The organism is Bartonella bovis 91-4, assembly GCF_000384965.1.
Taxonomy (GTDB): domain Bacteria; phylum Pseudomonadota; class Alphaproteobacteria; order Rhizobiales; family Rhizobiaceae; genus Bartonella; species Bartonella bovis.
This window is the reverse complement of record NZ_CM001844.1, coordinates 1,106,338-1,130,045: the sequence shown is the minus strand read 5'-3', so window position 1 is coordinate 1,130,045 and position 23,708 is coordinate 1,106,338. Positions and strand designations below refer to the sequence as shown.

22 protein-coding genes are annotated in these 23,708 nt (G+C 36.2%); 8 read left to right on the top strand and 14 right to left on the bottom strand.

Annotation, left to right across the window (positions count from 1 at the left end; translation table 11 throughout):
- Positions 1-48 precede the first annotated feature (48 nt).
- Positions 49-1,302, top strand: coding sequence for a CCA tRNA nucleotidyltransferase (locus BBBE_RS04925; protein ID WP_010701454.1), 1,254 nt, complete (start codon positions 49-51; stop codon positions 1,300-1,302).
- A gap of 36 nt (positions 1,303-1,338) precedes the next feature.
- Here BBBE_RS04925 and BBBE_RS04920 read toward each other — a convergent pair whose 3' ends face one another.
- Entirely contained in the window at positions 1,339-1,815 is a 477-nt protein-coding gene (locus BBBE_RS04920) for a tRNA (cytidine(34)-2'-O)-methyltransferase (RefSeq protein ID WP_010701453.1), read from the bottom strand.
- A 604-nt stretch (positions 1,816-2,419) separates the two neighbouring features.
- Here BBBE_RS04920 and BBBE_RS04915 point away from each other — a divergent pair.
- On the top strand, positions 2,420-2,857 hold the full coding sequence (locus BBBE_RS04915; RefSeq protein WP_010701452.1) for a PRC-barrel domain-containing protein: 438 nt from the start codon (positions 2,420-2,422) through the stop codon (positions 2,855-2,857).
- Between the two features lie 124 nt (positions 2,858-2,981).
- Here the strand turns inward: BBBE_RS04915 and ychF are convergent, their stop codons facing one another.
- A complete protein-coding gene (ychF, locus tag BBBE_RS04910) occupies positions 2,982-4,085 on the bottom strand; it encodes a redox-regulated ATPase YchF (protein ID WP_010701451.1) in 1,104 nt (367 codons plus the stop codon).
- Between the two features lie 307 nt (positions 4,086-4,392).
- Between ychF and BBBE_RS04905 the strand changes: the two genes are divergently transcribed.
- The gene (locus BBBE_RS04905; protein WP_010701450.1) at positions 4,393-5,046 is read left to right on the top strand and encodes a L,D-transpeptidase; all 654 of its coding nucleotides are present in this window, start codon (positions 4,393-4,395) and stop codon (positions 5,044-5,046) included.
- 205 nt (positions 5,047-5,251) lie between these two features.
- Here BBBE_RS04905 and pth read toward each other — a convergent pair whose 3' ends face one another.
- The 6 genes from pth to lgt all read right to left on the bottom strand — a co-directional run bounded on the left by pth (position 5,252) and on the right by lgt (position 10,877).
- Positions 5,252-5,827: an aminoacyl-tRNA hydrolase gene (gene pth, locus BBBE_RS04900; RefSeq protein ID WP_010701449.1), complete on the bottom strand. Its 576-nt coding sequence runs from the start codon at positions 5,825-5,827 to the stop codon at positions 5,252-5,254.
- Between the two features lie 86 nt (positions 5,828-5,913).
- Positions 5,914-6,528, bottom strand: a complete 615-nt coding sequence (locus BBBE_RS04895; protein ID WP_010701448.1) for a 50S ribosomal protein L25/general stress protein Ctc — start codon at positions 6,526-6,528, stop codon at positions 5,914-5,916.
- Positions 6,529-6,841: 313 nt separating this feature from the next.
- On the bottom strand, positions 6,842-7,774 hold the full coding sequence (locus BBBE_RS04890; RefSeq protein ID WP_010701447.1) for a ribose-phosphate pyrophosphokinase: 933 nt from the start codon (positions 7,772-7,774) through the stop codon (positions 6,842-6,844).
- 300 nt (positions 7,775-8,074) lie between these two features.
- Positions 8,075-8,860 carry a peptidoglycan editing factor PgeF gene (gene pgeF / locus BBBE_RS04885; RefSeq protein WP_010701446.1) on the bottom strand — a complete coding sequence of 262 codons (786 nt, stop codon included), beginning with the start codon at positions 8,858-8,860 and terminating at the stop codon, positions 8,075-8,077.
- Positions 8,861-8,931: 71 nt separating this feature from the next.
- Positions 8,932-10,020 carry a class I SAM-dependent methyltransferase gene (locus tag BBBE_RS04880; protein ID WP_010701445.1) on the bottom strand — a complete coding sequence of 363 codons (1,089 nt, stop codon included), beginning with the start codon at positions 10,018-10,020 and terminating at the stop codon, positions 8,932-8,934.
- Positions 10,020-10,877 carry a prolipoprotein diacylglyceryl transferase gene (gene lgt / locus BBBE_RS04875; protein ID WP_010701444.1) on the bottom strand — a complete coding sequence of 286 codons (858 nt, stop codon included), beginning with the start codon at positions 10,875-10,877 and terminating at the stop codon, positions 10,020-10,022. The genes BBBE_RS04880 and lgt overlap by 1 nt, the downstream gene beginning before the upstream one ends.
- Before the next feature lie 221 nt (positions 10,878-11,098).
- Between lgt and BBBE_RS04870 the strand changes: the two genes are divergently transcribed.
- Together BBBE_RS04870 and BBBE_RS04865 are read left to right on the top strand one after the other, a co-directional pair.
- Positions 11,099-11,338, top strand: coding sequence for an accessory factor UbiK family protein (locus BBBE_RS04870; RefSeq protein ID WP_010701443.1), 240 nt, complete (start codon positions 11,099-11,101; stop codon positions 11,336-11,338).
- Between the two features lie 409 nt (positions 11,339-11,747).
- Positions 11,748-12,248 (top strand): type III secretion system chaperone family protein, encoded by a 501-nt coding sequence (locus BBBE_RS04865; protein WP_010701442.1) that lies wholly within the window; start codon positions 11,748-11,750, stop codon positions 12,246-12,248.
- Positions 12,249-12,301: 53 nt separating this feature from the next.
- On the opposite strand, the gene BBBE_RS04860 is transcribed toward BBBE_RS04865, so the two are convergent.
- On the bottom strand, positions 12,302-13,642 hold the full coding sequence (locus tag BBBE_RS04860) for an ATP-binding protein (protein ID WP_010701441.1): 1,341 nt from the start codon (positions 13,640-13,642) through the stop codon (positions 12,302-12,304).
- Positions 13,643-13,650: 8 nt separating this feature from the next.
- Positions 13,651-14,355 carry a response regulator gene (locus BBBE_RS04855; RefSeq protein ID WP_010701440.1) on the bottom strand — a complete coding sequence of 235 codons (705 nt, stop codon included), beginning with the start codon at positions 14,353-14,355 and terminating at the stop codon, positions 13,651-13,653.
- A 146-nt stretch (positions 14,356-14,501) separates the two neighbouring features.
- Here BBBE_RS04855 and BBBE_RS04850 point away from each other — a divergent pair, with 146 nt between their 5' ends.
- On the top strand, positions 14,502-15,146 hold the full coding sequence (locus tag BBBE_RS04850) for an MBL fold metallo-hydrolase (protein ID WP_010701439.1): 645 nt from the start codon (positions 14,502-14,504) through the stop codon (positions 15,144-15,146).
- 60 nt (positions 15,147-15,206) lie between these two features.
- On the opposite strand, the gene BBBE_RS04845 is transcribed toward BBBE_RS04850, so the two are convergent.
- From BBBE_RS04845 to BBBE_RS07245, 3 genes are all read right to left on the bottom strand, one after another.
- Positions 15,207-15,779, bottom strand: coding sequence for a BA14K family protein (locus BBBE_RS04845; protein ID WP_010701438.1), 573 nt, complete (start codon positions 15,777-15,779; stop codon positions 15,207-15,209).
- A gap of 779 nt (positions 15,780-16,558) precedes the next feature.
- On the bottom strand, positions 16,559-19,024 hold the full coding sequence (uvrB, locus tag BBBE_RS04840) for an excinuclease ABC subunit UvrB (protein WP_010701437.1): 2,466 nt from the start codon (positions 19,022-19,024) through the stop codon (positions 16,559-16,561).
- Positions 19,025-19,339: 315 nt separating this feature from the next.
- Positions 19,340-19,651: an SH3 domain-containing protein gene (locus BBBE_RS07245; protein ID WP_081632656.1), complete on the bottom strand. Its 312-nt coding sequence runs from the start codon at positions 19,649-19,651 to the stop codon at positions 19,340-19,342.
- A 325-nt stretch (positions 19,652-19,976) separates the two neighbouring features.
- Here BBBE_RS07245 and greA point away from each other — a divergent pair, with 325 nt between their 5' ends.
- Both greA and BBBE_RS04830 read left to right on the top strand, forming a co-directional pair.
- The gene (gene greA / locus BBBE_RS04835) at positions 19,977-20,450 is read left to right on the top strand and encodes a transcription elongation factor GreA (RefSeq protein WP_010701436.1); all 474 of its coding nucleotides are present in this window, start codon (positions 19,977-19,979) and stop codon (positions 20,448-20,450) included.
- A gap of 5 nt (positions 20,451-20,455) precedes the next feature.
- The gene (locus BBBE_RS04830) at positions 20,456-21,514 is read left to right on the top strand and encodes a glycosyltransferase family 4 protein (protein ID WP_010701435.1); all 1,059 of its coding nucleotides are present in this window, start codon (positions 20,456-20,458) and stop codon (positions 21,512-21,514) included.
- A gap of 605 nt (positions 21,515-22,119) precedes the next feature.
- Here BBBE_RS04830 and BBBE_RS04825 read toward each other — a convergent pair.
- Complete coding sequence (locus BBBE_RS04825; protein ID WP_010701434.1) at positions 22,120-23,508, bottom strand: TrkH family potassium uptake protein; 1,389 nt, start codon at positions 23,506-23,508, stop codon at positions 22,120-22,122.
- Positions 23,509-23,708: the final 200 nt, after the last annotated feature.

Sequence of the window (23,708 nt, the reverse complement as noted above, 5' to 3'; positions counted from 1 at the left end):
TTACTAAATAGAGAGAAGTGTTAAGAATTTGTTCAAAAGGTTAAGTGGATGAGCATACCACAAAATTTCAGACAAGTTGGTTGGTTGCAGAATGACCATATCCAAACACTTCTTTGCATTTTATCATTGGATGGTGAAGAGGCACGTATTGTTGGTGGTGCAGTACGTAATCAACTCTTGAATCAACCCATTAGCGATATTGATATTGCTACGACCTGTTTGCCGCAGCAGGTTATAAAGCGTGTAGAACAAGAAGGATTTAAAGCTATTCCTACAGGTGTTGATTTTGGTACAGTGACAGTCGTCATCGAATCTCGTTGCTATGAAGTTACAACGCTTCGCTCTGACATTGAAACAGATGGTCGTTATGCAAAAGTTTCCTTTTGTCGCGATTGGAAAAAGGACGCTCAACGACGAGATTTTACCATCAATGCGCTTTATTGTGATGCATCTGGTCAACTTTATGATGAAGTGGGAGGCTTGAATGATATTGAAAGCAAAACGATACGTTTTATAGGTGTTGCGAAGGATCGTATTTGTGAAGATTATTTACGTATTTTACGTTTTTTTCGTTTTTTTGCTTGGTATGGGGAAGGGCGACCTGATACGCAAGGGTTGAAAGCATGCATTTCTTTGAAACAAGGTCTGCACAAACTTTCATCTGAGCGTATTTGGGGAGAAATGAAAAAACTTCTTACTGCTTCAGATCCAACGCGTGCTCTTTTATGGATGCGTCAAAGTGGTATTTTAACACTCATTTTACCTGAAACAGAAAAATGGGGTATTGATGTAATCCACCCACTTGTGAAAATAGAGCGTATCCTTGGTTGGAAAGCAGACCCATTGCTACGGTTAGAAAGTTTACTACCTCCTGATTGCGTACGTCTTCATGATATGGCTCATCGTTTGCGTTTATCTAATGAAGAGAAAAAGCGATTACAGGAATGGGCAAAGTTGGAGATGATCAAATCAAACTGTTCAGATGTTTGTGTGAAAAAATTGATTTATTTTCATGGACGACAACCCGTTTTAGATCAATTATCTTTATCCTTAGCATCTGTCTGTGTTGGTATTTTAGATGAAAACGAAATTTTGCAAAAAGCAGAATATTATCTTCAACTTTATCACTTGGCTCAACAATGGCAGATTCCAACTTTTCCTATAAGTGGTAAAGATTTGATGAAAAAAGGTTTAGTTCATGGAGTACTTTTAGGTCAAAAGCTTAAAGAGCTAGAAAATACCTGGGTTAAAAGCGGATTTTTAATGGATCGTAACGAGTTATTAGAAAAAATTGAACAATAATACTAAGTTTTTATACGCAACTTTCTATTTCTTTGTTTAGACGATATTTTCTATCTCATTATAACCAATTTGGCGAAGGGCTTCTCCGGTTGTTATGGCTACACTCATTGCGAGATTCAAAGAACGTGCGTATGGCTGCATAGGAATTGTTAATGCATGATCAACTGTTTCATAAACATAATTAGGAACACCGGCTGATTCACGACCGAAAAGTAAAACATCGTTTTTTTGATAGTGTATATCTGTATAGCATGTTTTTGCTTTTGTGCTCAAAAGCAAAAGACGGCGATTAAAATGTCTCATAGTTTCAATAAAGTGCTGCCAATCAATGTGACGTTCCAACGAAACATATTCAAGATAATCCATACCTGCTCGTTTAAGGTTACGATCTGATAAGTTAAAGCCTGCTGGTTCAATAATATGCACGTGTATACCAAAACAAGCGCTGAGGCGTAAAATTGTTCCAGTATTACCAGCAATATCTGGTTGAAAAAGAGCAATGTGAAGTGTCATATATTATTCCGTATAGCTTTACATATTTCTTTGTAAGAGGATCTATATAATTCTCTCCCTAGAGAATAAAGGTGTTGTTTTTTGTAGCTGTTTATTTTGAAATTGAGAGAGGGTTATTTACACAGGCTTTTATTTATATGCAATAAATAGAGGAAGTATATATTTTAAATATATTTATGTCTCAAAGAACGTAGAGGTATTACGCATATCAAAATGATCTAAAATACATTGTTTCAATGAATGCTTGGTATTTTTTCAAAAAGATTAGTTTTTATTATCTTTACTAATAAAAAGATTTAATTTTGGCTTATTTCAACACTGTTGACCATTATTTGTGCACGGTGTTTGTAATACACATAAATTCTGCTGAGTTATGATTTTTATACAAGTTTTATAACAGGTACATGTTCTTTTAAAACTGGTCAATATTTGGGGCGTTGTTGTCTTATAAAAACTAATTTTGCATGATTGAGATAAGAAATTCGAAAAAACCATATAATTGAGGGAATACACAAAGAGAGAGTAGCTAATCTTAAAGCACATAGGGAACAAATCAAATTATTGTGCATTGAGAGCATGTAAAAGTAAAAATGGAGAATGTAAAATGAAAAAAATTGCTATCACTGCTCTTACGTCAATTTTAATGGTTTCTAGTGCTTATGCCCAATTTTCGTTGTCTTCTGAACATGAAAAGGTTTTAGCAGAAGGTATTGTACGAGTTAAGGCAGATATGGTTGCAGGTGATGCTACACCTTTAACAACTGATTTCGTTGCTTCAAACCTTATAGGTGTGAATATATATAATATAGAAAATGAAGAAATTGGTGAGGTAAAAGATATTATTTTACGTCAGAATAAGATTGATGGGATTGTTGTTAGTATTGGCGGTTTTTTCGGTATGGGTGAGCATTATGTTGCCATTTCTCCAGAAAAACTCCAGATGAAACGTGATGATGGTAAGTGGAGGCTTATGGTCAATGTGACAAAGAATGCTTTGAAAGAAGCTCCAAAGTTTAAATATGAAGACTATTTGATACGTTAGTTTTTGTATTTCTATCTTTGATAAACAAAGCAGTCGCTCTCATAATGCGGCTGTTTTTGTTGAATAGTGCTCTTTGAGAATACGGAAACAGTTTTATGCAAAAATATGTAAAAAGATAATGATATTAAGTATTGTGTTTAAATAACATAATATCACCATCTTGTACTATATATTCTTTACCTTCATCACGGGCTTTTCCTGCTTCTTTTGCTGCGTTTTCTCCACCTAAGGTAATATAATCTTTGTAACTAATAGTTTGTGCGCGAATAAAGCCACGTTCAAAGTCTGAGTGAATAACACCAGCTGCTTGAGGTGCTTTGGTACCACGGGTGATTGTCCAGGCTCGTGTTTCCTTAGGCCCACAAGTAAAATAAGTAATTAAATCAAGCAGATGATAACCAGCATGAATGAGTCGATTCAAACTAGGCTCAGATAATCCTAATACATGGAGATATTCTATAGCTTCTTCGTCAGAAAGTTGAGCAATCTCAGATTCAATGGAAACAGAAATAGTAATACTTTGCGCTTTTTGCTCTGCAGCTATTTTCTCCACTGCTTTAGTAAAATCATTGCCATGAGAAATTTCATTTTCGCTGACATTACAAACATAAAGCACAGGCTTTGAGGTTAAAAGATTTAAACCATGAAGAATACGTCGTTCATCAGAGGAAATATTTTTAAGCAATAACCGTACAGGCTCTCCTTTTTGTAATAATTCTAATGCTGCTTCCATTATAGGAAGAATTGCTAAAGCTTCTTTGTCTTTTCCAATTGCACGTTTACGAACTTGTATGATTCGTCGTTCAAGACTTTCAAGGTCTGCGAGCATAAGTTCTGTATCAACAGTTATAGCGTCAGAAACAGGATCGATTCTTCCTTCTACATGGGTAATATCTTCATCTTTAAAACACCGTAGTACATGGATAATGGCATCGACTTCGCGAATATTGGCTAAAAATTTATTGCCTAAACCTTCACCCTTTGAAGCTCCACGAACAAGTCCTGCAATATCAACAAAATTGATACGTGTAGGGATGATTTCTTTTGAACCAACAATAGAGGCGATTTTTTCTATTCGTGGATCTGGTACAGCAACTTCACCGGTATTAGGCTCGATTGTACAAAAAGGATAATTAGCTGCTTGTGCTGTAGCTGTTTTTGTTAACGCGTTAAAAAGGGTTGATTTACCAACATTGGGCAGCCCGACGATACCACATTTAAAACCCATAGGTTATCTTTCTTATTAGACTTTTGATTTATTTATAATGACCAAAATATATTTTATTGGTGTTTTTATAGCATGTTGAAGAAGAGTTCTAGTTTTTAGCTTTTGTGGTGGTAAAAAAGATAAACCAAAACAATTATGATGATTTTAGCTAATTGTTGTTATTTTTTAATCGACAAATCCTAAACATTCCTTATTTTAATAATTATGAAATTATAAATCAATGTTAACAGTGTGCTAAGTTTTTTATAGTATAGAAAGCGGTAGAATCAAATAATTATATCAAATCAAATAATTGCAGGAATGTAAGTTGTTGTCTCGTTGTACTTTTTTAATTGTTGTTTCTCTAATATTGGTTGGTTGTGCTACACATCAGCCAAGTGAGTCTTTTATTTCTTCTCAACAAGTTCGCTTCATTCCAGAGGAAGTACGGGCTTTATATGGCCCTGTAACGAATGAGCCTTATTTATTACCTGCAATCGATCTTGCAGAAATTGATCCAAAATTTTTACGCAAACAAGTAGATTATGATACTTCTTATCCGGCTGGTACGTTAGTTGTGGATATTGAGGAGTGCTTTCTTTATCTTGTTGGTGAAAATGGAAAAGCTATGCGTTATGGCATTGGCATTGGCAAGGAAGGTTTAGAATTTAAAGGTGAAGCAGTTGTACAATATAAGCGTCGGTGGCCGTCTTGGACTCCAACTGCGGCAATGATGACTCGTGAACCAGAACGATACGGTCATTTGGGGAAAGGGTTGCCGCCAGGACCTGATAATCCATTAGGTGCACGGGCATTATATCTCTTTAAAAATGGTCAGGATACGCTTTTCCGTATTCATGGTTCATATGAAGAATGGTCAATTGGTCAGGCTATTTCAAGTGGGTGTATCCGTTTGCTCAATCAAGATATTATTGATCTTTATGACCGTGTTCCTAATGGTTCACGGGTGGTGGTTTTATAGCTCCATAATAAACTGTACTATAAATTTTCATCAGATAACTTCTTTGTAATTCCAAATGGCCAATATAGACTTGGATGGTTTTGTCTGATGAACTCTATATTAACATTCTCTTTAAAAAGAGAGTATATTATATGTAAAGGTCATTAAAAAAATCATAAAAAACTGTTTGTTACTTCATCTTCTTAAAGGAGAGTATGTTTTATTGTTAAGCTTTTTTCTCCATTACCAATGAAATTTTGTTCATAAATTGATTAGCATCTCCCTTTATTAGAGTAGCAATATTATTCGCGATTGTATCTAATAAAATAGATAACCATTCTTGATCAGATTTTGTAAAATTGCCTAAAACATGTTGATGAACCAATTCTTTAGAACCGGGATGTCCAATCCCTAAACGTACATGGCAATAATTATTACTGCAATGACTATCAATAGATTTTATACCGTTATGTCCTCCACTTCCACCTCCAATTTTTATACGCACTTTTCCAGGAGGTAAATCTAGTTCATCGTAAAAAACAATAAGATTGTTCAATTCTAATTTATAAAATCGCAAGGTTTGGCTAATGGCTTGACCAGATAAATTCATAAAAGTTTGAGGTTTGATAAGAAGAATTTTTTCACCATTTATGAGGCCATTAGAGATTTCAGCCTGAAATTTTTTTGACCATGGAGAAAAAGAAAAGGACTGATGAATAGTATCGACAACCATAAAACCAATATTATGGCGATTATTTTGGTAGGATAAACCAGGGTTGCCAAGACCAGCAATGAGCAACATATGCACTTTCAATAAAATATAAATGATTAACAAAATACCTTAAAATAGGTGGGAAGTTTTTCCCACCTACTGAAATTTATAAGGTTTTAATTATTTTCATCATTCTCTTGTTCTGAGTTATCGCTCACATTTGCACTCGCAGGAGCTGCGATGGTTGCAATGGTAAAGTCTCGATCTTGAATAACCGGGGTTACACCTTCTGGTAACTGCACGGCCGAAATATGGATAGAGTCACCAATAGAATAACTCGAAAGATCAATGTTAATTGCTTCAGGGATAGCATTTGCTGGTGCAGTACATTCAATTTCATGGCGAACAATATTTAAAACACCACCTCGTTTAATACCTGGAGCTGTATCTTCATTGAGGAAATGCACAGGAATGTTTACATGCACAACTGATTTTTCTGAAATACGTAAAAAATCTACGTGCATAGGAAAATCACGAACCGGATCAAGCTGATAATCTTTTGGTAGAACTTGAATTCTGTCTTTGTCAATTTCAATGGTAGCAACAGTAGTGCGAAAACCACCGGCATAAATTTTGTAGAAAATTTCCTTATAAGAAACTGCAATTGCCAAAGGAGGCTGTTTGTCACCGTAAATGACTGCTGGAATAAGACCGTTACGGCGAAGTTCACGGGAGGACCCCTTACCAACCCGCTCGCGTATTTCGGCCTTAAGAGTATAACTCTTGCTCATGGTTAAATCCTTCTTACATGATTGGAGATTCATCAAAAACAACTAATAGTTTTTACATGAATATGAAGATATGCACTGCAAAGCAGCAATTAGCTCCATTCTGCGTTGCCTCCAAGGGTGTCTACGCAGAAGCTTATTCTATAATTCAAACCCTTTGGAGATGCAAGAGTTGTAGAAAAATCCGTTCATCTAATTTTTAATTTATTTTGGAAAGTGTGAATTTTGCGTTGTGCGTATTGATTTATCAGTAAACACATCAGATGTTTTCTAGTTTAAATTTAGATAGGGTAGCAGGAAATCTAAAGGCACTATTTTAGTCAAATAAGCTTGAAACAGACTGTTCTGCTGCTGTTCTTGCGATTGCTTCCCCAATTAAGTCGGCAATAGTCAAAACGCGTATATTATGTGCTTGTTCAATTTTTGTTGTTGGCATAATCGAATCGGTAATGACTAGTTCTTTCATTTCTGAGTTGGTAATGCGTTCAATAGCGTTTCCAGAAAGAACGCCATGTGTAATATAAGCAGTGACACTATTTGCTCCATGCTTAAGAAGAGCGCTTGCTGCATTGCATAGAGTGCCACCTGAATCAACAATATCATCTAATAAAAGGCAATCTTTTCCGGCTACATTTCCAATAATGTTCATCACTTCTGATTCACCTGGTTGTTCACGACGTTTATCAACAATGGCAAGTAGACTGTTTAAGCGCTTGGCTAAGGAGCGTGCACGTACCACACCACCAACATCCGGTGAAACAACAATAACATTTTCAAGAGAATAACGCGTTTTGACATCACGAGAAATGACAGGAACAGCATAGAGATTGTCGGTAGGAATATCAAAAAAACCTTGGATTTGTCCTGCATGGAGATCTAATGTTAAAACGCGATGGGCACCCGCTTGAGTAATCAGATTGGCAACAAGTTTTGCGGAAATAGGGGTACGTGGTCCAGGTTTACGATCTTGGCGAGCATACCCAAAATAAGGTATAACAGCTGTAATACGACGTGCTGAAGAACGACGTAGTGCATCAATCATGATGAGTAATTCCATCAAATGATCATTGGCTGGATAAGAGGTTGATTGCAGTACAAATACATCTTCTCCGCGCACATTTTCATGCAATTCTACGAAAATTTCTTGATCAGCAAAACGTTTGACGGTTGCTTCACCTAGAGAGATGTTTAAATAATTTGCAATATTTTCAGAAAGATGTGGGTTAGAATTGCCATAGAAAAGTTTCATGATAGAACCCCTGAATAATCATGATAAAATTTGATACAGCTTTTAACTTGTTATTATCAGATTGCAAAGGAACAATTACCAAAGCATTATAATTTTATCTAGTGTGGGTTAAAAATAATTATTTTGCTATTGGTTATGGCAAGTCAAGTATTCACAAACAAGATTCTATAAATTACTATAACCTACGAACCTATAGCTTATTTCATGAAAGAAAAAAACATGATCGAGCGTATTTTTTCATTTGGATAAGAAATTTTATTTTGCAGTGTACAATATGTTTCTGAGGTAAAAACTTATTTTTTATGCTTCTAGCATAAGAACGGAAATTTGTCGCCCGTAATCAGATTCATTGCGATGTGTTGCACGACGGTAGGAAAAAAAGCGTTGTTCATCTTGATAAGTGCAAAGTTTTAGACAAGAAGCACTCAGGCCTGCTTGTTCTAATTGGTTGATAATGAATGCCCATAGATTAAAATGAAAACAGTTTGTTTTATCTGTTTTTAAAAAATATTTTTGAAACTGATTATTACGCTTCATAAATTGATTATAGAATTCGTTTGTTACTTCATAATGACTAGGACCAATACAAGGTCCTAGCACTGCTGTTATTGATTGTCGTTTGGCACCTTGTTCTTCCATAGCTAAAATTGTTTTTTCCAAAATTCCATTCAAGCTTCCTCGCCAACCAGCGTGCGCAGCACCAATGACACCTGCATGCGGATCAGCCAAAAGAACTGGTCCGCAATCGGCTGTAAGAATGCCGATTGCTAAACCTTTTGTAGTTGTAACAAGAGCGTCAGCTTTAGGACGTTTACCGATGAAAGCTTGATCAATTACTACTACATCACATGAGTGTACTTGATTGACAGTGATTAAATTTTTTATCTCAATGTCAAAATAATTTGCGATTAATGTGCGGTTTTGCACAATATGTTTAGGATGATCATTTGAGCCTTGGCCGACATTAAGGCTGTGATAAAGGTTTTGTGAAACTCCGCCTTGACGCGTAAAAAAACCATGTTTTATCCCGTATTTATGTAAAGCGAGAAGATCTTTTGCAAGGATAGGCTTAAGAACAGGATTCATGAAAGCTCCACATAATTATTTGGGTAGGCAATGGTGTTTAAGAGACAGCAGCGCTTGTCAATTCTTTATCATTATTGTGAGTCAAGAAAGTTAGAGATAGTAGTAGGTTGATCACTGACATGGAGAACTTTGAAAAGTTTACCCATTTGATCTGAGCTAACAAGTCGTTCGATGTCTTGACGAATTTTATTTTGGATTGAGATAGCTTTGTTAATACTAAGCTGTTTTGCACGTTCAAGAATTCCCATTTTAAAAAGGAAATCTCCTTGTTCTAGAATTTCAGCAAAACAACCTTGTTGAAGAGCTATTGTTTTTAAAGAGAAAAAATCAACATGTGATGTTAAATCATGTTCACCTGGGTTTGCAAAAACATCACGGAATTTATGTTTTGAAATAGCTTGCAGTGTATCTCCAAATGCACAATCAGAAGCACCATAATCAATAAGCAAAGCAGATCCTTTAGTTTGTATTAAGCGATTACTAATTTGTTGCATCAGTTGGTTACGTAAGGGGGCGTGTTCCCAAATCGTTCCGTTAGGCATTTTAGCACAATAGGCTGGTAAGTCATCAGCAGAAAATTTATGCACCCCAGCTATAAAGGTGAAATGACCATCTTGATCAAGTGTAATGCAGCGCTCTCTCCATTCTCCGTTGATTTTGATATATTGGTGGATGGGGAGTGCATCAAAGAGCTCATTAGCAATGAGAAAGAGATGTCCTGAAGGTATTTGATTAAAATATTCAATATTGTGAATGTGTTTTTGATAAGATGAAAGGCGCTTTTTTTGCTCTATTGCAAGGCGTTGACTTATTTCAACAAGAAAAATTTCAGCAGCATTGAAAGCTGTTTTACATAATTTTTGAATGGTACGTAAAACATCATTCATAAGTGTTCCACGTCCTGGACCTATTTCAGCCAGAATAAAAGGATTGGGATTTCCTTGAGCTTTCCAGCTTGCAAGGACCCAAATAGCAATCATCTCTCCAAATAATTGACTTATTTCAGGTGCGGTGATGAAATCACCAGTGGATCCAAAAGGTGTTTTTGTTTGATAGTAGCCAAATTGTGGATCTGTGAGGGCTAATGTCATATATTGACTGACAGTTATTGGTCCATTGACAGCAATAATTTCTTTAATTTTCTCTCTTAGAGTGGCCATTATTTTATAGAATGATTTCTAAAAGCTTGAAAAAGTGCATAAAAGCCAAAAAGAATCATGGGAAAAGATAATGCCATTCCATAGGTAAATCCAGTAGAATAAAAGAGGAAAGAAAACCATTCTGGATCTTCTTGAGGAACACGAAAAATTTCTGAAACACTACGCGCTACTCCATAACCTAAAATAAATATTCCAGTTGCTGTTCCAGGGCGTTTTAATGCTTTAAAAGTGAAAATAGCAATAGCTAATATAATAAAAAGAAGAAGTCCTTCCATCAGTGCTTCGTAAAGTTGGCTTGGGTGGCGTGGTAGATATTGGGGATCATTGTTGAAGCAAATAGCCCAAGGGACAGTGGTAATATTACCCCATAATTCTTGGTTAATAAAATTACACACCCGCACAATACCGATGCCAACAGGGGCACCTACGGCAATTGTATCAAACATTGCCCAGATATTAATGTTATTTTTGCGAGCAAACCAGATCATTGCAATGGTGGTGCCAATAAGACCGCCATGAAAAGACATTCCCCCAGTCCACACTGCGATAATGGCACTGGGGTGGTTAAAATAATAAGTGGGATCCCAGATAAACACTTGTCCCAAACGACCGCCAACAACAATACCTATAGTAGCCCAGATAACAAAATCACTTATTTTATGTTGATCCATAGGAGGCTGGTTTGCATGCCACAAGAATTTTTTTGTCAATAATTTTTGTGCATACCACCAAGAAAAAAGGATACCTACGACATAACCAAGCCCATACCAGTGTAGTGCTATGGGGCCTAAATGGATAATAACAGGATCAAGAAAGGAAGGAAAATTAATGGCAGGACAAAAAAGAAAGTCGTTCATTAGGAAGCGCTTTACATTTATGAAGCTATAAATTGTTTAAGCATGACAGATGAATACACAATGGTCAAGGTAAGAAGAGAAATAGATTGCTATTGTTTAGAGGTGTGAGAGGAGGATAGAAAAATTACGGTGGATTTTGTAAAAGAAACAAATACAATGTCTGTGTATTAAAAATGCACGTATAATGCATACGTAGTTGATTAAAATTAAGGAAAAATTTCATGCATGATGGGTCCAACCGTATTCTTGACGAATTAGCAAAATTAATGACAGATGCAGCTGGTGTTGCGCAAGGTGTACGGCATGAAGCTGAAACAGTTTTTCGTTCGCAAGCTGAGAAGTTAGTCAATAAGCTTAATCTTGTTTCACGTGAGGAATTTGAAGTGGTTAAGGAAATGGTACTTAAAACGCGTGCGGAAAGCGCTAATTTGGCAAAACGTCTTGATGATTTAGAGAAATAAAACCCATGAATAGAAACTAAAATAATTTTAGTACAAAAATTATATTCTCAAAAAAATAATCCCCAATTTTTCAATAGTATACACGAAGCTGAAAAATGCTTAATTCTGAATCTGTTAAAGCAAATCGTTAATTTATTGTTGGATTCGTTTTTTATAAAAAAGCATTTTTTTTGAATCAGGGGGCTGGCACTATGAGATTGTATCAATACACTGAAAAGGCTTGATGATTCGTTTTGTCTTTATCAGGCTATGTATCATGGAAAATATCACTTGTTGTATTTCTAGGTATCGTGTGTTGTCTACGTTCTAGTGTGTATTTGTTTAGTGTAAAGGTTTAATTGTAGTAAATATTACAATTGTAAGCGTTTTACGCTGTATTGATAACATTCTTAAATTTTGGGGATTAATGATGAGGCTTGCCTTTAGCGCCGCGGAAAGAGAAGAGCATCCAGTAGATTTTATCGAACAGATTGCCTATAAGTACGACTGGTCTTTTGAGCGGAGTGCAGAAGATGAAATTAATGTTTGTGTAGAAGGAAAATGGGCTAATTATAGTCTTGCTTTTTCATGGATGGGAGAACAAGAAGCTCTTCATTTAGCTTGTGCATTTGATCTTTCTATTGAAAGTACTCGAACAGCGGAAATGCACCGCTTATTACTGGCAATTAATGAGAAATTATTATTAGGGCATTTTGATTATTGGCAAGGAGACAATTCAGTTATTTATCGGCAAGGTCTTCTTTTAGCTGGTGGGGTGCATCCATCCCGTGTACAAGTTGAAACATTGTTAATTCACGCGCTTAAAGTTTGTGAAAGTCATTATACTGCTTTTCAAATGGTAGCTTGGATGGGTGAAAGTGCTTATAAGGCATTGCAATATGCTTTATTTGAAACTGTAGGAAACGCTTAAATAATTCAATTTATTTTCTGATTAATTTTTATCAAGGCTTTTTTGGATATATTTTATAGAGGAATATCAATAATAGCGCGTAAGCCTCCTAATGGGCTGTTGTCTAATTGAATATTTCCTCCGTGGCTACGAGCGATATCTTGAGCAATAGCAAGACCAAGACCTGTTCCACTTGCATCTTGATTACGTGCTTTATCAAGCCTAAAAAATGGTTTAAATACTTCTGTACGCATGTCTTTGTGAATGCCGGGTCCATTATCATCAATAATGATAATAAACGATTCTTGTTGGGATGTAGCTATTAGCGTGATAGTGTTTGCATAATGAAATGCATTTGATACAAGGTTGCTAACCAAACGCGTAAAAGCATGGGGGCGTACTTGTATCTGTGTGGGGCCTTCAATTGTGTAAGAGAATTGACGTTTGTGAAGCTGAGCTTCGGTAGAGAATTTTTGCATAAGGGCATTTAAATCAAGAGAACTAACATTTTCACCATTTTCTCCGCGTGCAAAAGCGAGATAATCTTCTAACATATTTTGCATATCACTAACATCTTGCTCAAGCGGACTGATATCAAAATCTGTACTTGCTAAGGCCAGTTGAAGCTTAAAACGTGTAAGAATCGTTCTTAAATCATGACTTACACCTGAGAGCATCATAGTGCGTTGTTCAATTTGGCGCTCAATGCGTTCACGCATACGTAAAAAGGCTATACCAGCACGACGCACTTCATCAGCTCCTTGTGGTTGAAAATCTTTTGGTAAGGGACGTCCCCGTCCAAAACTTTCAGCTGCTTCAGCAAGTTGTTGGATAGGTTTGATTTGATTACGTAAGAAGTAAATGGCTATCAATAATAAAACAAGAGCTGTTCCTACCATCCAGCTTAAAAAAATACCGGTGTTGGAGGCATAAGCTTGACTACGCATAGCAAAGACACGCAAAATACTGTTATCAAGACGGATACGGATTTCAACAAGATTAGAATCGCCTACTGTATCAATCCAAAAAGGGCGGTTAATTTGATGAGTGATTTCTTCACTAAGAAAATAATCAAGAATTGCAAAAAATGGTTTAGGGCCTGGAGGGGGCAGGGGATCAGGGGGTAGGATAGAAATATTTAACCCCATGCGTTGTTGTGTAATGCGTTTGATATCTTCATAGTTGTGTTGTTGCGGATATGTTTCAATTATATCAATAATGGCAGCAATATCATGGACAATGGCAGTTGAGAGACGTTTAGTTACCATTTGCCAGTGGCGCTCCATAAAGACATAACCAATCACTGTTTGCAGGAGTACCATGGGAGCGATAATAATAATCAAAGAGCGGGCGTAAAGGCGTTTAGGCATTTGCCTCGTTAACCACCGAGCAAATTGTCTTGCGAGTTTAATCATTATTACGTCTATTCAATTGAGAGTTTATAACCAACCCCTCGCACAGTTTGAAGCCATATAGGAGTTGCCGGGTCTTTTTCTATTTTGCGGCGTAAACGATTGATTTGTACGTCAATGGCACGTTCACTTATTTCACAATCACCTGTTGCGAGTTTATGGCGTGGAATTGTATTACCTGCATGTTGGGCAAAAATAACCATCATTTCTTGCTCTTTATCTGTCAATTTGATGATTTCTCCTCCTTTTTTCAATTCGCGTCGTAAAATTGAAAACATATAGGGCCCAAAAACAATTTGTTCGATTTTGGGTTGGTTAGGTGAGAGACCACGCCGTAAAATGGCGTTAATACGAAGTAAGAGTTCTCGAGGATCAAAGGGTTTGGCTAGATAATCATCTGCTCCTGCTTCTAACCCATGGATACGGTTATCTATTTCTGACAAAGCCGTTAACATTAAAATGGGGACATTTTTTGTTTGGCGCAGTGAAAGGGTAAGGTCAATACCATTTTCACCAGGCATCATCACATCAACAATAAGAAGGTCAAAATCTATACTTGTGAGTTGACGTCTGGCTTCATCAGCATTAGCAGAAACTGAAACACGAAATCCATTTTTAATAAGAAATTGAGATAAGAGGCTACGAATGCGCGTGTCATCATCAATAACAAGGAGATGAGGGGCATCATCACATAAGACATGAACGTGGTCGGTCATTATTTAAAACCTTGACGAAAATTCAATTTCCAATAAGATCCAATCTACATAAGTTGTGTCAAGCTGTCGAGCAGGCAATTTTTGATTTTATAAATGCATGAAAAATGTTATTTATTTGATAAATATTTTATTTTTTTAAGGATATTATGAGTAATCTGAAGGCACATATTGTTCCAGTCACATCTTTCCAACAAAATTGTACTTTACTTTTTGATGATGAAAGTAAAAAGGGAGTTATAGTTGATCCGGGTGGTGACTGGCCTAAAATTCAAGCAGCAATTCAAGAGATAGGTGTTAGTATTGAGGCTATTTGGATAACACATGGTCATGTTGATCATGTAGGAGCAGCGATGCAAGCTAGAGAGGAGCTTAATGTTAAAATTATTGGTTCACATTGTAGTGATAAACCAGTTATGGAAGACGTAGTTGAAAGGGCAAAAGCCTATTGTATGCCGGATGTGCGTATTTGTGTACCCGATCAATGGTTAGAGGATGGTGACAGCGTTGATTGTGCTGGATATGTATATGATGTTCTGCATATCCCTGGCCACACCCCTGGACATGTTATTTATTTCAACAAGAAAGAGCGTTTGGCTTTGATGGGTGATGTTCTCTTTCGTGGTTCTATTGGGCGTACTGATTTTCCATTATCTTCTCACGAGGAATTGATGAAATCCATTAAAGAAAAAATTTTACCCTTAGGTGATGACGTCAGCTTTATTTCTGGCCATGGACCAGGAAGCACAATAGGCTATGAACGCCGCTTCAATCCTTTTCTTCAAGGAATTTAATAATTGAGTAAAAGAAAAAACCCCGCTTTAAAACGGGGTTTTTTCAATATCGCTTAAAGGTCATTGTAATGGAGCATGACAGAAATGGTCTAAGCCGTCGTAACCACGAAAAGTACCTGTTTTAGGATTAAATGAGCGGTATTTTTGGGTGCAATATTGAAGCCATTGTGATGTCCATGGTTGGTAGGTGGGTTGATAGGTCACTGTTGGATATACTTGGTAGACTACTTGAGGTTGTGGTATTTCTTGATAAATCACCTGGTTTTGAGGGTATGGAGCCTGATAGATGATTTGTGGCTGCGCAGGTTTCGTTAAAACATTACCAAGAATTGCGCCTGTAGCAAGGCCGAGAACACCTGCCGCTAAAGCATCACTCGTGTTATTAGGGCGATTCACATGATATTGGTGAATATTGTGATGTATTGTTTGTTCGTGATGATGATAGTAGCGTGTTGGGTTTTTGTGATGAATGTGCCGTTGTTCACGATGATATTGAGTATGGTGTTGAGGGATGCTATTTACATTTTGCTGAATGTACACATAATCATTATGGGCAAGTGCTGTAGTTAGTGGTGTTGAGATGGTTGCAGTTGTTATTGCTAATAATACTGCTGATTGGGTCAATTTTTTCATAACATACTCCCTTTAAAATTTATATTATTCATACTTTATATGTATTAAGCTGAATGTAACCTGAACGATTTTAAATTTTTTAATAGAACGGATAAAGAAACCATTTGGTTGAGAATAAATTACAAAATAAAATTACGCTGAAAATCTGATATGCATAAAACATATTACACTCAGATTAACATTATAGAGCTAATATTTAAAGTTTTGTTTTTTACTATGGTGGTCATTTACTGTCGAACATATTTTATACATCCTTTATCTGATAATATCTGAAGTTTAGACAATAGATATATAGTAAAAATATCAACGTTACTATTATTGAAGTTAATGAAATTAAAACTCTTATTATTATTTTAAATTTTACCTGTCGGTTTAAAGCATAGAGTGTTTTTATGTTATTTTTTAAAAGGTAGATAATAAACTTATGTCCTAATACTTATATACAAATTAGTATATTAGAGTAGCTTCTGATATATAAAACTCTCTCTTTATTATTTTTTGCTTGTTTCAAAATTGGAGAATAGCTCTTTTATAATTGTTTGATGCTTATAACTTTAAATGCAGCAAAGTTTTTTAAAAAAATATTTTAGTAAGAGTTTTATCCGTACAATCCACCTTCTTATATCGTTGTTTCAGTTAAGATAGCTTACTGATGTTTTGGGCAACCATTTTTTATAAAGCGCTTGCGTTTTCTAGTTATATGAGGGGTATTTGTAAAAGTGCTAGAATTTATTTGAAGATGAATTATTTTTTGAACTATTAGTTGAAGAGGCTTCTACTTATTTTATTATTTTTTTATCAAAAGTTTTTTTGTGAATCTTTTTTTTAATTTGATGACTTTCTAAAAGACCAACATCCATAGTTGGCTCCATATGGTCAAGATCGGGTTTAGAGAAAAGACTTGACTGTGTTATGGTCTCATTAGTGGAATATTCATCATTATGTGTTAAAAAGTCATCAGCAATTGTTAATTCTATTTTTTGTAGCCGTTTTATCTCATCACGAAGTCGAGCTGCTTCTTCAAAGTTAAGATTCGCAGCTGCTTCACGCATTGATTTTTCGAGATGTTGAATATGATTGGCTAAATTATTGTCTACTTTATTATTTTGTGTGACAAAATCAGGAATATCTGCATGATAATTATTTTCGTAAACTGAATTGAGGACATCGCCGATATTTTTTTTGATACTGGTAGGTGTAATATGATGCTCTTCATTGTAAGCTATTTGTTTTTGTCGGCGTCGTGTAGTTTCTTGCAAGGCTCGTTCTATGGAGTTGGTGATTGTGTCGGCATAAAGAATAACGTGGCCATCTACATTACGCGCAGCTCGCCCAATTGTTTGAATAAGAGAGGTCTCTGAGCGTAAAAAACCTTCTTTGTCAGCGTCTAGAATAGCAACAAAGCCGCATTCTGGAATATCCAATCCTTCTCGCAGAAGATTAATGCCAATTAAAACATCAAAAGTGCCAAGTCGCAAATCGCGAAGAATTTCAATACGCTCTAATGTATCAATGTCAGAATGCATATAGCGCACACGAATGTTATGTTCATGGAGATATTCTGTCAAATCTTCAGCCATACGTTTGGTTAGAACAGTTACTAATGTCCGATAGCCCTTTTTGATTGTTTTGCGAATTTCATTCATAACGTCATCAACTTGTGTGCATGCGGGACGCACTTGTGTTAGTGGGTCAATGAGCCCTGTTGGACGAATGATCTGTTCAACAAAAACGCCGCATGTTTGTTCTATTTCCCAGCGTCCAGGTGTTGCAGAAACGGCAATTGTTTGCGGACGCATAGCATCCCATTCTTCAAAACGTAAGGGACGATTGTCCATACAAGAGGGTAGGCGAAATCCATATTCAGCTAGGGTTGCTTTTCGTCGGAAGTCACCCCGATACATCCCACCAATTTGGGGAATTGTTACATGGCTTTCATCTATAAAAATAAGAGCATTGTTGGGAATATATTCGAACATAGTTGGAGGTGGTTCACCAGGATTACGGCCCGTTAAATAGCGTGAATAATTTTCAATTCCGGCGCAAGAACCAGTCGTCTCTAACATTTCTAAATCAAATATTGTGCGCTGTTCTAAACGTTGTGCTTCTAAAAGGCGACCAACAGAATTTAATTCATCAAGGCGTTGAGCTAATTCCATTTTAATTGCTTTTATTGCTTGATTTAATGTTGGTCGTGGTGTGACATAGTGTGAATTTGCATAAATTTTAATAGATTGAAGATCTCCAGTTTTTTGTCCTGTTAAAGGATCAAATTCAGTAATTGTTTCAATTTCATCACCAAATAGCGAAATTCTCCAAGCACGATCTTCAAGGTGAGAAGGAAATATTTCGATTGTATCACCTCGTACACGAAAAGAACCGCGCGTAAAATTTATATCTTGTCGGCGATATTGTTGGGTAACTAAATCAGCTAATAATTGTCGATGATTTAACTTATCACCTTTTTGCATTTGGAAGGTCATAGCGGTATAAGTTTCTACTGAACCAATTCCATAGATACAGGATACAGATGCAATGATAATGACGTCATCACGTTCAAGTACGGCACGTGTTGCGGCGTGGCGCATACGATCAATTTGTTCATTAATAGATGATTCTTTTTCTATATAAGTATCAGAGCGTGCAACATAGGCTTCTGGTTGGTAATAGTCATAATAAGAAACAAAATATTCGACAGCGTTGTGGGGAAAGAAGCTTTTAAATTCTCCATAAAGCTGTGCAGCTAAAGTTTTATTTGGTGCGAGAATTAAAGCAGGGCGCTGTGTCTTTTCAATGATTTTAGCCATTGTGTAGGTTTTACCTGAACCGGTAATGCCTAAAAGTACTTGAGTGCGCTCGTTTCTCTCAATGCCTTCGACCAAAGCTTTAATTGCTGCTGGTTGATCTCCTGCAGGTTCAAAAGGTGTGTTTATTTGAAATGGAATTCCACCTTCAGATTTTTCAGGACGAATAGGGCGATGAGGTGTCCATACTGTACCATTTTTAAAAAGGGGATTATCCGAAGCAATAAGTGTAGAAAGAGCTTCAACTGTTGCTGTAACACCATTTATTGTGGCATTCTGAGATGTAAAATTACTTGCAGTTTTAAAGGAAATATCAGGCTCTATTGCTGAGCTAGGACTAGTAGCAGAAGGTTGTTTAGCAATTGCAGCATGGCCTGTTTTTATCTTACAGGATGTTTTATTAGATTTTTGGGCAGGTCTTTTAGTTTTTTGGTACGACATTATAGGAACATTTTATGAGTTTTTATCGTAAGAATAAGGTGAAAGAGGCTTCACTGTGATCATCAGCTTGTATTCCACCTATTGTAAGAGGGTTGTAGCATTTTTAATTTGATAACACTAGAGTTGCTTGTACCTCACGTGTATTTGTTGTGGGTGATGGTTGTATTTGGTTTTTATGACTATGGTACTTAACTGATAGTTATCGTTTTGATAGAAATACAGTTAGCTTAGAAAGATTAAAGCGCTATAGCCGGTAGTGGGATGAGTGGTTAAGAATATAAGGTGTGGAGATTGTTTGAATTCACCCAACTGCTATCAATAATAATGGTAAACGGTTGGAGATGATGGTATTGTATATGTATGGTAGAGATCATTTCCATTTTTAAATGATAGATAACGAGATGACACCCAACCAGTTTGTGAGTCATAATTAATTTGGCACCAGTTGTTTCTGCAGCTATAGACGGTTATTAAATTTCCCGCGGGGATGAGGCTTCGAAGTGCATAATGAGTACTTGGTCCTGCTCTAAGATTAAGATTTCTTGTTACTATGGCGTTTGTAGCTTGGCTTGCTGTTGTAGTCAGGAAGAAAAAGTTGAGCACAAAAAAAACAATCAATTTTTTCATTATTGACCTCATGGAATTCTTATATGGTTCTATTCTTCTAATTTTATACAATGTCTTTTTTGTTTAAGTTAATGATAAAATAGAAAACTATAATTGTTCCTTTGATGTGTCCATCATGATAGGTATTGGGGGGAGTATTAAAGCCAAAAATATAAATTTTATCTGAAAGAATCCCAGATATCTATATGTTATTTTATTTTTTATATGGAAAACGAGGTTATTGTCCTATATAATAAGAATGATTGTAATGCTCGGGTTCCAAAGGTAATTTTGGAAGCCGTTTTTGTTTTTTATAAGGCCTTCTGTATAAAAGAAAGGACGGATCATGGAAAAAGTTCCGATGACTACAACCGGTTTTGAAAATCTCAAAGAGGAGTTGCGTTGGCGCCAACAGCAAGAACGTCCACGGATTATTGAAGCAATTTCTGAAGCGCGTGCGCATGGTGACCTGTCAGAGAATGCTGAATATCATGCTGCTAAAGAAGCGCAAAGTCATAATGAGGGGCGTATAAATGAACTTGAAGATTACATTGCGCGGGCAGAAGTTATAGATGTTTCTCGCCTTTCAGGTGATAGAATTAAATTTGGGGCTACTATAAAACTTTTGAATGAAGATACTGAAGAAAAAAAGATTTATCAGATCGTTGGTGATCAAGAAGCCGATGTAAAAACTGGTAAAATTTCTATTTCTTCACCTATTGCACGTGCGCTTATTGGTAAGCAAGAGGGTGATGTAATTGAAGTCAATGCTCCAGGTGGAGCACATAATTATGAAATTATTAAAATTCAATATATCTAATTGTTATGTATACGTCTTTGGAAGAAATTGATATTATTACTCCTCACTTTAAAAGACGTATGTCAGGAGTAACATCTACAGTTATTCAACTGATTCCATTGCAACGAAAACAGGGCATACATATATCTACTTTAGGATGGGGATTGCCGCAAAATTTTCCGGCTCTTTCATTTAAAGATCTTTTTAGGCTTTGGAAAAATCCAGCAAGTAAGCCATTTCGTATCTGGCATGCGCGGCGCAATATTGAAATGCTTTGTGGTATCTTTTTTCGCGATGTTTTACGTATGAAGCTTAAACTCATCTTTACGTCTGCATCTCAACGTCAGCATAAACCTTTTACAAAATGGCTAATTCGTTGCATGGATAAAGTTATTGCTACTAGTGCACGTGCTGGAACTTATCTAGAAGTTCCTTATCAAGTTATTATGCATGGGGTGGATCTTGAGCGTTTTTCACCACCAAAAACTGTTAATGATTGTTTTGTAGCAACAGGATTACCAGGAAAGTATGCAGTAGGGTGTTTTGGGCGTGTGCGCTATTTTAAGGGCACTGATTTATTTGTGGATGCAATGTTAAAATTATTACCACACTATCCTGATTGGACGGCAATTATCGCTGGTCGCACTACAGCGCAACATTATTCTTTTGAAAGGAAATTACGTCAGAAAATTGCTCGTGCTGGTTTGAGTGATCGCATTATTATTCTTGGTGAGGTGTTGGATGTACCTTTATGGTACCGCCGTCTATCACTTTATGTGGCACCTTCTCGTGTGGAAGGTTTTGGTTTAACACCATTAGAGGCAATGGCATCGCAAACAGCTGTAGTGACCAGTAATGCAGGTGCTTATGAAGAATTAGTAGTAGAAGGAACAGGAACAGTTGTTAAAGCAGGAGATGGATTAGCTTTAACTGCTGCAATTGAGTCTTATTTTGCTGATTTAGATAAAACATTAGCTGCAGGGAAAAAGGCTTTAGCCCACGTTCGCACTCATTTTCCTTTGGAGAAGGAAGCAGCTGCGATTGGGAATGTCTATAAGATGATGTTTGAGGGAAAGATATTTTAAATATACCCTAAAGTCTTTAGAATAATTATTTTGAAAAAGGGAAAATAGGTACCTTAAAAGAAGTGTCGTATACCGTTTGCAGAGTGATTTTAGATATTGTTCATTAGTATCTAATTTAGATTGTTTATATCAGGAAAGGTTGTATTAGAATTATCGTCTTATTTCTTATAGTTTTAATTAAGGATATAGGGTAGTTCTTCTTTGAAGGTGCAGTTAATGAAGGCTTTTTGGTACTGATTCAATACAAGAAGCAAAGACGACTTGTAAACAAACAAAGCTTTGAAAAATTTTGATATCAAGCATAACATAATATAGACAAATCAAATTCAGTAGAACTTACTATGCTTACAGATTAAGGGCTGTTTACACATCATAACAGAAAAATGGTGTAGATCAGTTTTGGATTGGTAAAAAAGACCTATAAAACAAAATGCTATAAATTTTAATCAATATGAAAAGTCGTTGTACCAATGCTTAAGATTTTTTAATAATGCTGCTTTGTATTTTTGTCTTTTTAGGATTAACCTTAACGTGCATGTTGTTTATTTTTTTTGCTTAGACTTGTAAGTTTCTTTTATTACAAAGTTAGGTGTTAAGCATAAAAACTATTCACGCCAAAAAGTGGGGATGAAAAATACAAATATGGTTATAATTTCAAGGCGACCAGCTAGCATGAGAAAGCTTAAAGTCCATAAAGCATTGTCATTAATTGTCGCGAAATTACCAGAAGGGCCGATAATTTCTCCAAAACCTGGACCTATATTTGAAAGTGCGGTTAAAACGCCTGTAAAAGCGGAAGTAAAGTCAAGTCCGGTGGTGAGTAAAAGTGTAGTACCTATAAGAAGGCAAAACATATAAAGGCATACAAAAAGTAAGACAGACTGAGCAATATCACTAGATATATTTGAATGATCATAGCGAATTTTTACAACTGCATTAGGGGAAAGGAGTTTTGCCATATTTGTTTGTGCAATACGCCAAAGAATAATTAAACGATTGATTTTTATACCACCAGACGTAGAACCAGCGCACCCACCTGTAAAAGAAACAATAAAGAAAATACCAAATGCAAAAGGTCCCCAAAGCTGATAGTTTTCAGCACTATAGCCGGTGGTACTAATAACAGATGCAAGGTGAAAAATAACATCAAGAAAAGCCTGATGAAAGGTAAGATGATTCTGAGATCGCAACCATGCAGCTAAAATGAAGCTGAGAAGAAAAACAATGTTTAGAAAAACGATAACTTGTGGATCAATAGAGCGTTTTGAGTGGCCAGGAAGCACTAGTTTTACATAAAGCACAAAGGGTAAAGCAGAAAGTAACATGAAGATTGTGGAAACAACCAGGATAGCTGGTTTATCAGAAAAATAACCAAATGAGGCATCATGGGTTGAGAACCCAGCCGTTGCTACTGTACTCATTGCATGGTTGATGGCATCAAATAAGGTCATGCCAGCAGCAAAATAAGAGAGCATGCAAGCAAGCGTTAGTCCAATGTAAGCAATGATAATTCCATTAGCGATTTGATTAATACGAGGTAATATTTTTTCAGATTTATCTGATGATTCCATATGGAAAAGCTGTACTCCCCCAACACGAAGTGAAGGCAGAAGTAATAAAGCTAATCCGATAAAACCAATACCCCCGATCCAGCAGATGAGAGAACGCCATAACAAAATGCTTCGTGGTAGCTTATCAAGTTCTGTGATTACAGTGGAACCTGTGGTTGTAATTCCAGAGACAGATTCAAAAATTGCTCCTGCTAAAGAAATTGGGAGTGGAGAGAGATAAAGAGGAAGAGCACCCACTATACTACCTGTTAACCAAAGGCAAATAGTCAGTGTGAAACCAAAGCGCGCTGAAAAACGACATTTAGCACCTCTGGTTGCTAAAAGAATCAACGTTGCTAGCATGGTAGTTATGGTGCAAGAATAAAGAAAGGCTGCCCAATTGTGGTTTCCATCGCGCAGATCTGCAAGAGCAGGCAAAAACATGGTTGCTCCCATAATTAATGCAAAACGTGCACAGATATTGATAATAAATTGAAAAATGGCCGTTTCCTGTCTCTTTTTTATTTTGTTTATGGTTTTGTACTTATTAGTGTGTATATACGTAACGTTTATAAGATGCAGTTAGTCTCTATAGTAAGTAAGCTATGATAAATTGGTAATCAACTTTTAATAAACCTTGAAAA